Annotated in this window: 9 protein-coding genes; 7 read left to right on the top strand and 2 right to left on the bottom strand. The window is 35.5% G+C overall.

Annotated elements, in window-relative coordinates:
- The first annotated feature begins 342 nt into the window (after positions 1-342).
- From H4K33_RS13915 to H4K33_RS13895, 5 genes are all read left to right on the top strand, one after another.
- Entirely contained in the window at positions 343-1995 is a 1653-nt protein-coding gene (locus H4K33_RS13915; RefSeq protein ID WP_182650021.1) for an OstA-like protein, read from the top strand.
- 2 nt (positions 1996-1997) lie between these two features.
- On the top strand, positions 1998-3191 hold the full coding sequence (locus H4K33_RS13910) for an aspartate aminotransferase family protein (RefSeq protein WP_182650013.1): 1194 nt from the start codon (positions 1998-2000) through the stop codon (positions 3189-3191).
- A gap of 29 nt (positions 3192-3220) precedes the next feature.
- Positions 3221-4618, top strand: a complete 1398-nt coding sequence (locus H4K33_RS13905) for a lipopolysaccharide assembly protein LapB (protein ID WP_182650011.1) — start codon at positions 3221-3223, stop codon at positions 4616-4618.
- Between the two features lie 53 nt (positions 4619-4671).
- The gene (locus H4K33_RS13900) at positions 4672-5427 is read left to right on the top strand and encodes a shikimate dehydrogenase (protein WP_182650010.1); all 756 of its coding nucleotides are present in this window, start codon (positions 4672-4674) and stop codon (positions 5425-5427) included.
- Between the two features lie 302 nt (positions 5428-5729).
- The gene (locus H4K33_RS13895) at positions 5730-7625 is read left to right on the top strand and encodes a DUF349 domain-containing protein (RefSeq protein WP_182650008.1); all 1896 of its coding nucleotides are present in this window, start codon (positions 5730-5732) and stop codon (positions 7623-7625) included.
- Positions 7626-7762: 137 nt separating this feature from the next.
- Here the strand turns inward: H4K33_RS13895 and H4K33_RS13890 are convergent, their stop codons facing one another.
- The gene (locus tag H4K33_RS13890; RefSeq protein ID WP_182650006.1) at positions 7763-9013 is read right to left on the bottom strand and encodes a hypothetical protein; all 1251 of its coding nucleotides are present in this window, start codon (positions 9011-9013) and stop codon (positions 7763-7765) included.
- Positions 9014-9125: 112 nt separating this feature from the next.
- On the opposite strand from H4K33_RS13890, the gene H4K33_RS13885 reads away from it, so the two are divergent.
- On the top strand, positions 9126-10394 hold the full coding sequence (locus H4K33_RS13885; protein ID WP_255493748.1) for an AAA family ATPase: 1269 nt from the start codon (positions 9126-9128) through the stop codon (positions 10392-10394).
- Positions 10385-10990, top strand: coding sequence for a hypothetical protein (locus tag H4K33_RS13880; protein WP_220485332.1), 606 nt, complete (start codon positions 10385-10387; stop codon positions 10988-10990). Before H4K33_RS13885 ends, H4K33_RS13880 begins: the two co-directional genes overlap by 10 nt.
- Before the next feature lie 75 nt (positions 10991-11065).
- Here H4K33_RS13880 and H4K33_RS13875 read toward each other — a convergent pair whose 3' ends face one another.
- Entirely contained in the window at positions 11066-11788 is a 723-nt protein-coding gene (locus H4K33_RS13875; RefSeq protein WP_182650004.1) for a DUF6796 family protein, read from the bottom strand.
- Between the last annotated feature and the right edge of the window lie 107 nt (positions 11789-11895).

Below are 11895 nucleotides of genomic sequence, written 5' to 3'. Positions count from 1 at the left end.
CCTCAACAAACAACACCTCAACAAACAACACCTCAACAAACAACACCTCAACAAACAACACCTCAACAAACAACACCTCAACAAACAACACCTCAACAAACAACACCTCAACAAACAACACCTCAACAAACAACACCTCAACAAACAACATCTCAACAAACAACACCTCAACAAACAACACCTCAACAAACAACACCTCAACAAACAACACCTCAACAAACAACACCTCAACAAACAACACCTCAACAAACAACACCTCAACAAACAGCCTCCCCCTATAATTTCTTCTTAAGTCAAATTGAACTTCGTATATTTTGTGTAAATTTGAAAAAAAATATAGACTTGAGAACACTCTATTTCTTTATCCTATTTACATTACTAAGCTTTTCTAGCTTTAGCCAAGATAAAAATAAGATTATTATCCATCACGCAGATTTGTCGGATCGAAACCAAGCAGAATTGCCTGATGCAACCTTATTGCGAGGAAATATTACAGCAGAACACAACGGAATTATCCTAAACTGTAATACAGCTTATTATTTTGAAAAGGAAAACTACATCAAACTCTTGGGCGATGTACGAATGAATCAAGGGGATACGCTGTTTTTAGACAGTAAATATGCAGAATACAATGCCATCAATGGTTTTGCTTACGCTGAAGGTAATGTTATTGTTCGTTCTCCTGATTCCACGTTAGAAACAGATACACTTCGCTTTAATAGAAATGAGAACTTAATTTATTACAATACACCCGGAACCATTGTAAACAAAGGAAATATATTAAAGAGCAAAGCTGGAAAATACTTATTGACGGAGAAAAAGTTTCAATTTTTCACGGCTGTTACCATCACTACAACCCAAGGTACAATTGTAAAATCCAATCACTTAGATTTTTACGAAGTTCCCGAGCATGCATATGTATTTGGTCCATCGACAATCACCAATGAAGACGACTATATCTATACTGAAAATGGCTATTATGACGTCAAGCAAGACCTGGGTAAAATGGTCAAGAACTCGTATATATGGTATGATCAACGGAAAATTGAGGGTGATTCTATTTACTATAACAAACGCATTGAATTTGCATCAGCGACGAATCACGTTCGCATAACGGATACAATCAACAAATCAAAAATAACAGGGCATTACGCGGAACTATACAAGCTCCAAGACTCCACCTTTGTTACAAAAAAGGCCTTAGTTAGCATGTTAACCGAAGAAGGAGATTCGGTTTATTTCAGTGCGAAGCGAATTGTATTGACAGGTCCTGAAAAAGATCGTGTCATTCGCGGTTATCACGATGCACGCATCTTTAGAGATAGCATGAGTGGAAAAGCCGATTCGATTCATTGGAGTGAAAAAATTGGACTAACACAAATGATAGGACGTCCTGTTCTTTGGAATGGCGATAGCCAAGTAACAGGAGAAGTCATGCATATGTTAAGCAATCTAGAAACCAAACAAATGGATTCTCTCAAGGTACTAAACAATGCTTTTATTGTAGAGAAAGATACCCTAGGCACAGGCTATAACCAAGTAAAAGGCGTTAATCTCTACGGAAAATTTGTCAACAACAAACTCAACGAATTAGATTTAGTCAAAAATGCTGAGATGATATACTTCGCCTATAACGAAAAAAATGAATTCATCGGTATTGACAAGGGAATCTGCAGTCATATTAATGTTGGTTTTAGCGAGAATGAAATTAGCAGTGTTACTCTATTTGTATCACCTGAGAGTCAACTCTACCCCGATCATATGCTACCAGAGAACGCTAGATTCCTCAAGGATTTTATTTGGCGGGGCGATGAGAAAATAAATTCGCTAGCAGATATCTTCAGCGACGAAGAAATTCAGGACGAAGAAGAAAATAAAGAAGAACGATTACAAAAACAAAAAGAGGCAGAAGAGCCGATGGAAGTTCAGAAAGAAACACTAAATCCAATTTCTGAACCTCAACAACCGACGGTTGTAAAGAAAAACTCTAAATAGAAATGAAAGAAGATTTTTTTAAATATCAAGCACAGACATCACCGAATCCGTTAGCGATGGAAATTTCCCACGCAAAGGGGTCATACATATACGACAAAAACGGAAAAGCTTATTTAGATTTCGTTGCAGGTGTTTCTGCCTGTACCTTAGGTCATCAACACCCTAAGGTAAACAACGCAATCAAGGAGCAATTAGACAAGTATTCCCACGTTATGGTTTATGGTGAATACATTCAAGATCCTGCAGTAGAATTCTGTAAAATACTAGCAGAAAACATTCCTTCTCCACTCAATAAGACCTATTTGGTCAACTCGGGAACAGAAGCAACAGAAGGTGCTTTAAAATTGGCGAAACGAGTAACAGGAAGAAGTCAATTAATTTCTTGTTTTAATGCTTACCATGGCAATACAATGGGGTCTATGAGCGTTATGGGATTTGAGGAGAGAAAACGCGCTTTTCGCCCCTTACTACCAGATGTCGACTTTATTCACTTTAACTGTGTAGAAGATCTAGAAAAGATTACGACTAAAACAGCGGGAATTATTTTGGAAACTATCCAAGGAGGAGCTGGATTTGTGGAGCCTTTTGACGGTTTTCTTACGAAAGTTAGAAAGCGCTGTGACGAAGTAGGTGCCTTGATGATTGTCGACGAGATTCAACCGGGATTCGGACGTACTGGAAAGCTATTTGGTTTTCAAAATTACGATGTAGTTCCCGATATTATTGTGATGGGTAAAGGAATGGGTGGCGGAATGCCCGTTGGTGCATTTACTGCTAGTGATGCACACATGAATTTACTATACGACAACCCCAAATTTGGGCATATAACAACCTTTGGCGGTCATCCGGTGATTGCCGCAGCAAGTTTGGCTACGCTAAAAGAACTGGTAGAAACCGATCTTATGGCTCAAACGCTGGAAAAAGAAAAGCTTTTCAGAAGTTTACTAGTACATCCTTTAATCACCGAAATTCGCGGAAGAGGACTAATGATTGCGCCAATGACACCTAGCAGTGATATTACCAACCGCGCTATCGTAAAATGTCAAGAAAAAGGATTAATTTTGTTTTGGTTATTATTCGAAGGGAAAGCTATTCGCATCACTCCCCCGTTGACCATTAGCGAAACTGAAATAAAAGAGGGATGTGCTATTCTTTTAGAAGCTTTAGATGAAGTACAAAAAGAGTTAGGATTATAACTTTACAATTAACGCAGTAAAAAACAGCAATGGATTTCAATAAAAACGAAGAAGAAGAAAACAACTTATCACTTGCTCGTTTTGAGTCAATGCTCAAAACGAATAAGATTTTGTTTTTTGATTCGGAAGAGTTTGAAAATATCATACTACATTACCTGGATTCGGGTAAAATAAATTTGGCTAAGAAAGCGCTTAAATTAGCGCTAGACCAGCACCCTACTTCTATCGGATTAAAATTAGTTGAAGTAGAAATATTAATCTTTCAAAACAAATTAGAAGCAGCAGACCGCCTGCTTGATGAAATAGAACATGTAGAACCGCATAACGATGAAGTTTACATCCACAGAGCGAGTATCTACTCCAAAAAAGGAAACCACTTAGAGGCAATTAATGCCTTGGAAAAAGCGTTAAGCATCACGGAAGATCTAGCTGATATCTATTCTCTTTTGGGAATGGAGTATCTCTTTATTGACGAAATTGAAAAAGCAAAACAGAGCTTTATCTTGTGTCTAGAACACGACGATGAAGATCAGTCAACCTTGTACAACATTGTATACTGTTTTGACTTTTTAAATGAAACAGAAGAAGCAATTGACTATCTCAACTCTTTCATTGACAAAAATCCGTACAGCGAAATCGCTTGGCACCAATTAGGACGCCAATACTACGCTTTAAAGAATTACGAAAAAGCCGTTTGGGCCTTTAACTATGCAACACTTATTGACGAACAGTTCTTAGGAGCATATTTAGAAAAAGGAAAATCGCTTGAAAAACTAGAACAGTATCAAGAAGCTATTGATAACTATATGATTACCTTAGAGCTTGATGCTCCTTCTTCTTATGTTCTATTGCGTATCGGTATCTGTTATGAAGCGCTCAACAATTTTCCGTTGGCCATCCAGTATTACAAGAAAACAGTTCACGAAGATCCTATGCTCGATAAGGGGTGGATTGCTTTGACTGATATTTACATCAAAGAAAATCAATTTGACAAAGCCTTAGTTACCTTACAAAAGGCGATTCATATCGATGAGTTAAATGAGAGATATTGGGTACGTTATGCCGTATTGAATCGCAATTTACTTCAGTTTAAAGAGGCTGAATTGGGGTATCGCAAAGCAACTGAATTAGGAGAGTATATTTTAGATTACTGGATTGATTGGGCGGATATCTTGTACTTGTTAGAAGAGTATGACAGTGCTATTGATAAATTGAATCAAATTGAGAGTACACATCCCAACACAGCAGAAATATATTATCGCTTAGCGGTTTATCACCTTGCAAATAACAAGAACGAAGAAGCCTTAGGCTGGTTAGAAAAAGGATTAGCTACAGCTTATGAAAAAGTGTCATTGATTGAAACCCTTTTTCATGAACAATGGGAAAATCCCATTTTGCAAAATGCCATAAAAAATTACACCAAATAAAAAAATAGCTATTCACTTGTTTGAATAGCTGTTTCATTTTAATACCATTAGCTATGATCAAGAAACAATATGGATTAATTGGAAAAGATATTACCTATTCGTTCTCACAGAACTATTTTACCCAGAAATTTAAACAATTGGGACTTACCGATTCGGCATACAGCAACTTCGATATGGCTAAAATTAGCGAATTTGGAGACCTTTTAGAACGTTGTGACAATCTAAGAGGGCTAAACGTCACTATTCCCTATAAACAAGCTATTATCCCCTATTTGGATAGCTTATCAAAAAAGGCAATCCAAATTGGAGCAGTTAACACGATACGCATTACCAAAAAAAACAAACTAAAAGGGTATAATACAGATTGGTATGGTTTTTATCATTCGCTGAAACCTTTATTGAAAAAACAGCACACCCATGCCCTTATATTGGGAACAGGTGGAGCGAGTAAAGCCATTGAATATGCCTTAAAAAAACTGGGAATCACCTATAAGTTCGTCAGTCGCACCAAACAAGACAGCGAATTTACTTATGAAGAACTCAATGAAGACATTCTCACTCGTTTTACCCTTATCATTAATACTACCCCTTTGGGAACTTTTCCGAATATTGCAGAAAAACCCAACATACCATACCAATACATAACTGCTCAACACTTAGTGTACGATTTGATCTACAATCCGGAGCAAACAACTTTTCTTCGCTTGGCGCAGGAAAATCAAGCTACTGTAAAAAACGGATATGAAATGTTGGTCTTACAAGCAGAAAAAGCATATAAAATATGGTCTAAGCGATTTCAACAAGATTAAATCACTAAAATCTAGATTTTTTATTGCGTATTAATCTAATTAATTCCTCATACTTTAGATATTTTTTACTAAATTTGAGAATGAACTCATCTAGATTTTCTCTAATTGGTTAAAAAATTGCTCTTTTAAGCCTGCTTTTTGTCCTTTTTTCATTCCATAGTTCTGCTATGCAACTTAAAAATGCCTTTAATCAGAATCAAAATAGTTAATTTCCACTTCAATCAAAAAAAGTCAAGATGAGTTCGATATAAGAAATATCCTAATCAAGGATTATTGTTGTTAATTATAAGATTTTTATACCTATGTTAGAACAAAAGAATGAAAACCTGCACGAGCTAGCAGATGGACAAAATCCGGAATCAAATACCCCAAATTCTGCACACCTTGCTGAAAGAGAGAAAGCTCTAGATTCTATTACTGCATCAAATGCTGAAGAAGGCGAAGACAATGATGTGCATGAACAAACTGACATCACAATCCTTGACTATGAAAAGCTGGATATGGAACAACTCACTTCTGAGTTGCAAAAGCTAATTCAAAGCTATAAAATCACGAATATTAAGGATCTAGTAGAAGATATTAAAAAAGAATTCTACAGACAATACAATGACTTAATAGACGAGAAAAAAGAGGCTTTCTTAGAAGAAAATCCCGACGCTAATGCAAGTGATTTTGATTATAACCTACCTCTCAAAGCTACGTTTGATGGACTTTACCACGACTTTAAAACAAAGAAGAATTCATATTACAAAGAATTACAAAATAATCTAACCGCTAATTTAAACAAGCGCTTAAGCATTATTGACCGTATTAAAGATCTAGTTGATACAAGTGAAAACAAAGCTGATGCACTTAAATTACTTGGTGATTTAAGAGATGAATGGAAAAATGCAGGGGCTATTCCAAAAGACAAATACAACCACGTTTGGAATAACTATCACTTCCACATTGAGCGTTTTTACGATCAATTACATCTAGATAGAGAATCGAGAGATTTAGATTTTAAATATAACCTCGATCAAAAACAAAAAATAATCCTTCGCGCAGAAGAGTTACTTCACGAAGATGATGTAATCAAAGCTTTTAGAGAGTTGCAAACATTGCACCGTATCTGGAGAGAAGAAATCGGACCTGTTGATCGCGAAATCAGAGAGGAAATTTGGGAAAAATTCAGTGATTTAACCAAACAACTCCACGACAAACGCGAGCTGTTATTTGAAAATTTAAGAGAAGGCGAAAAAGAAAACCTGGGCTTAAAAGTGCATGTAATCAGCCAAATCGATTTGTTATCAAGACAAGAGATCACGTCTCATACCCAATGGCAAAAAGAGATTAAAAAGGTGGAAGAACTCCGCAATCACTTCTTTTCTATCGGAAAAGTGCCACAGGACAACAATGAAGAAGTTTGGAACTTATTCAAATTAGCAACAAGAAATTTCAATGCCAATAAGAATAAATTCTACAAAGACCTGAAAAAAGTTCAACAAAAGAACTACAACGATAAGCTAGCGTTAATTGAAAAAGCATTAACGTACAAAGACAGCGAAGATTACGATAAAGTAACGCCAATCATGAAGCAAATTCAAGAAGATTGGAAAAAAATCGGACATGTTCCTAGAAAGTATTCAGATCAATTGTGGAAAGATTTTAAAGACGCTTGTAACCACTACTTTGATCGCTTACACACGATCCGAAACAGTGAAAACCAAGAAGGAAATGAGAACTACAACAAGAAAAAAGAATTCTTAGAAGAGTTAAAATCCTTTACTTTAGTTGGTGAACACAAGACGGATTTAGAAGCGATTAAGGAAAAAATTAATACGTGGAAAAGCATCGGAAATGTACCACACAATAAACGCTTCATAGAAGGGAAATTCAACAAGATATTGGATGTATTGTTCGATAAATTAAGCTTGAGTAAAAGAGAAGCCGAAGCGATGAAGTTCTCCAATCGATTAGATGATTTATTAGAATCTAATGACAAGAGAAGACTACAACAAGAAGCTATATTTATTCAACGTAAAATTGAAGAAATTACAAGCGGAATCTTGCAACTAGAAAATAACTTAGCTTATGTTTCTAATGCAACAAAAGACAATCCACTAGTAAAAGAAGTAAATAAAAACATTGAAAAAAATAGAGATGAATTGAAAATCTGGCAAGATAAATTACAACAGATTAGAAATCTCGATGCATAAGTAAGAGAAGCTGGTTTTATACCAGCTTTTTTTATGGAATTCACTGTTTTATTTTTTGACCATTCTCGCGATTAAAGCAGGTACTTTTTTAGTTGAGAAAAACCTTATTTTTTCTGTATAAATCAGCAAGTTACTACTTATTTTCGCGTTCGATGAATCTCCGATGTGTTTCGATTTATTCTTTCTTTTTTCCACTCAATATTGAATAAAAAACAAACAACACTAAGAGGTAAGAAAATAGAAGCCCAGAACAGCAGTTGAAAAATCGTATGACTACTTATCCAGGAAGTACCAAGCCATTGCTGCGCACCTTGTATACCCAATACTCCTTCCGTTAGTAAAAATCCGAGCACAAGACATGTACATCCTACTTTTGTCCATAGAGTAAGGATAATTCTTTTTTTCTGAATAAAAAGCCACACACCTAAAGCCGTAAAAATGCCCAGCATATTCAAGTGAATAAATCCGACAATCCAACTTCTCATTCCCTGCAATACATGAGCTAAAGGCTGAATTAGCGTTACTAGTTGCAAGACTAGTCGGATTCCCATACAGCTGATTGCCAATAACAACAACCCCTTTTCCCAAAAAGAAGAGTTCACTTTTTCTTCTGTGTATTTCAATATCAAAGCTTTACAGAGCATATAAAGCACAAGGGCTTGAAGTAGTACTCCTCCTCCATTGAGGTAAAACAAGATTGGATTTGAGACATACCAACTAGCAGGTAAAGCATACGTTAACACAACAGAGACAATCCACAAGACATATCCTTTTTTAAATAGCTGTTGCTGTAGAGGATTAGAAAAAGCATAGGAATACAATATGGCAATAAAGGCAGTAAAAAACCAGCCGTCAAATTGAAAATGCAGAAAAAACTGAATACACAACTGAAAAAAAGTACTAACCTTTCCCATCATCCCAATAGCAGGTCCTAGGAACCACACTCCTAAGGTAGAGAACACCATAAAGAACAAAGCGGTCTTCAACCAAAGAAGGCGTTGCTGCTCCACTTTTTTATGTCTATTCCACAAGCGGTATACAAATACGTAAGAACACAGTATATGAAGCGTAGAAAAAACAATTGAGGGTGCGGCATAGCCTTGAAAAGGAAACGTCACCGCCATACCGAGAACAGCACCTTGCGTTACCCAAAACAATTGGCGATAAAACTTTCGCTCTTTAGGAGTATCTTGCGCAAACTGATCGACTAGTACTACATATACAAATAAATACAACCATCCCAATAAGGCCACATGAGAATGTCCGTGTAATACATACAAAAAAGTCATTCCCTCTAATGGAAAAACAAAAGCACTCCTCAACAATAACCCCAGCAAAGCAGCCAATAGCAAATTAAAAAAAGGAATACAATAATGAATGGGTTTCATATCAGGCGTATCATATAGAATACCTACTAAGGTAAGATTCTTCCACTAGAAGTAAAAGTTTTCACGGTGTTTTCTTGCATTACTATAATTGAATCAATTTTTGTAAATTTGTTTGACATATCTATACAACTGTACAAACATGCATAAAATCAAGATTAAAAACTTTGGTCCAATTAAAGAGGGCTTCTTAGACAAAGAAGGCTGGATGGATATCAACAAAGTAACTGTTTTTATTGGAAATCAGGGATCTGGTAAAAGTACTGTTGCTAAACTAATTGCCACCTTCATGTGGTTGGAAAAAGCTCTAATTAGAGGTGATATAGACGCTCATGTAATGACTTTTTCAAATTTTATAGAACTTTTGCGTTTTCATCGCATTGAAAACTATTTTTCACCTAGTACTACGCTTGAATACATAGGTGCTGTATATACAATTCATTGTACAAATGAAATAATATTAATAAATAAACATCATCATACATTTGTTGAACAGCCAAAAATCATGTATGTACCCGCAGAGCGAAATTTTTTAAGTGCTATACCGAATATCAACAAAGTATCTAATTTAATTATTGGCAGTTTACAATATTATGCAGTAGAATATCGAAATGCTCAATTAACTCAGGAAGGGAAACCTTTATTATTGCCTATTAACAATACCCAAGTTATCTATGACCCAACCATAGACGAAACTTTTATTGAATTTAATGAAGGAAAACGCTTAAAACTAACAGAAGCTTCTAGTGGCTTCCATTCGTTGGTACCTTTAGTATGGGTGACTCAATATCTTTTAAATTTTTTGAAACAAGGGGATGAAAATTTACTTAAGCTACTAAGTCCCGATCATACAATTCGCAGAAATAAAGAATTAAATACCTTGAGTTTAGGCATTGCCTTAGACAATTATGATGAAAAAGTCATTCGTGAAAAAGAGAAACAAATCAATGGCAAGTACATTGCTAAACACCTCATCAATATTGTAGAAGAACCAGAGCAGAATTTGTTTCCAAGTTCTCAGCGTTTATTATTAAATCAACTATTAGCTTATAATAGCGGGAACAATCAATTAATAATGACAACGCATAGTCCATATTTAGTTAATTACCTAACATTAGCTATTGAAGCAAATAAGTTAAAAGAAAAAATGCTAGATTCTTCAGTTGAATTAAGAAACAGATTGTATGACATTGTTCCATTAGACGCTACTTTAGCAGCAGATGATTTAATCATTTATCAATTAGACGAGACAACTGGTACAATTACTAAGCTAAAAACGTATAATGGTTTACCTTCAGATGAAAATTACCTAAACGATGGCCTTGCTGAAACCAACGAACTATTTTCAAAACTCTTAGCACTTGAAGACGAATTATGCCTGTAGATTTTTTTGCACACCCTTGTACAACTCCCAATGGCAATTGTTCAACAACAGCCGTACCTTGTTGTAGTACATTTTCGAAAAGTCTATTTGGAATAAGCGATGCAAGTGCCTCTAATCGAGTTCCTGCTGTTGTACTCTTTGATCAAGAAGATCTTTGGGATTTTACCATTGAAAATCTTACTAACAATGCCATACAATACAAAGCAATCGATTTTTGTATTCCTATATATAGAACAGGAGCATACAATGTAAATGATGACAATAGTAATCCTCTTGATTTCTCATCTGATCATCAAGGTACCGAACTCATTAAACGATGTGAAGGTTTTTTATTTGATGGAGCACATTGGATTTTATTTTTCGAAATAAAGACAAAGCTCAATCAAGGTTGGTTAACTGATGCTCGAAGAAAATTTGAAGAAACCATACTCAGCTTCAAAGAACATCATCCAGATCTAAAACATCAAATTATCAATCCCATCATTTCCAATAAAGCGGTTTACAAAGTTCCTCAAAACGAAATGATTCAAAGTAGAATACTAAAAGATAAAACGGGTGTATCTCTTCAAATAACCACTCGTTTTTCTATAGAATAAAAGGGATAGCGAAATCACCATCCCTTTACCATGTAAACTCTTTAGACCACTTCTAGTCGTTTTGTTTACCTTGTATTATTTGCTTTCCCCTTCCATTTTGCGAAAGAACACAAAAAGCAGCACAAAGAAAATTAAATAAGCAATATTGAATCCCGCAGCACTAATCCATGCCTTTAGAAGTCCTTCTGGTAATAGCATTTTGATAGGTTGTTGATAGAGTGCAAGAAATACAGGAGAAATAAAGCCTACCCATTTCGGCAATATTGTTTTTCCGCTAAAAACAAAGATTGAAAATAGCAACCACCCAAAAAGTAGAACAGCTATTGCGGTTCCCCAAGCGATGTACAATACTTTGGTAAACGCTGTGGCCATTTCAATTAAATACGGATGCGCACTAGGATCTGTATGATAAATTGCTTTGAATAGCTCACCACTATAAAAGAAATCCGCATGACCTAAAGGCATTAAGACCACACTAATAACTAAGATAAAGTAAGTAACCCATGCGGAAGCCTTCGTTTTATCACGAAAAAATTGATAAGCCAACCATACCCCAGGTAAAAATAAAAACGCCGACATCGAAGCGATTAACGCCCCCCACATCAAACGTTCTGTTGAGCCCTCAATCATGAGTAAGGCTAATGTTGAATCAAGTTGATCTACATAAGTTGATGTAAATAAAGGATATTTTGCTGGATCTACGTGAAACCCCACAATGAGTATATCGCCTACTACCCAAAGAATGGAAGCAATAATACTAGAAATAAAAGACCATTTAATTTTTGTTGAATACGTCATTTTTTTGTGTTTTACAATTTTGCGTTCGCTACGTTGATTGACTGTATTTATTCTAATCATCAACCTAACGGCTTCATTTATTTAATTATTAAGATTCGTTCTAAATA

It is taken from the genome of Myroides sp. WP-1, from assembly GCF_014145635.1.
Taxonomy (GTDB): Bacteria; Bacteroidota; Bacteroidia; order Flavobacteriales; family Flavobacteriaceae; genus Flavobacterium.
The sequence above is the reverse complement of the archived record's forward strand: the minus strand, read 5'-3'. Positions and strand labels throughout refer to the sequence as shown.

Excerpts from the sequence above, each read along its gene's own strand:
- H4K33_RS13900 (WP_182650010.1), top strand. The coding sequence starts at position 4,672 with ATGATCAAGAAACAATATGGATTAATTGGAAAAGATATTACCTATTCG.
- H4K33_RS13905 (WP_182650011.1), top strand. The coding sequence starts at position 3,221 with ATGGATTTCAATAAAAACGAAGAAGAAGAAAACAACTTATCACTTGCT.
- H4K33_RS13890 (WP_182650006.1), bottom strand. The coding sequence starts at position 9,013 with ATGAAACCCATTCATTATTGTATTCCTTTTTTTAATTTGCTATTGGCT.
- H4K33_RS13910 (WP_182650013.1), top strand. The coding sequence starts at position 1,998 with ATGAAAGAAGATTTTTTTAAATATCAAGCACAGACATCACCGAATCCG.
- H4K33_RS13880 (WP_220485332.1), top strand. The coding sequence starts at position 10,385 with ATGCCTGTAGATTTTTTTGCACACCCTTGTACAACTCCCAATGGCAAT.
- H4K33_RS13895 (WP_182650008.1), top strand. The coding sequence starts at position 5,730 with ATGTTAGAACAAAAGAATGAAAACCTGCACGAGCTAGCAGATGGACAA.
- H4K33_RS13875 (WP_182650004.1), bottom strand. The coding sequence starts at position 11,788 with ATGACGTATTCAACAAAAATTAAATGGTCTTTTATTTCTAGTATTATT.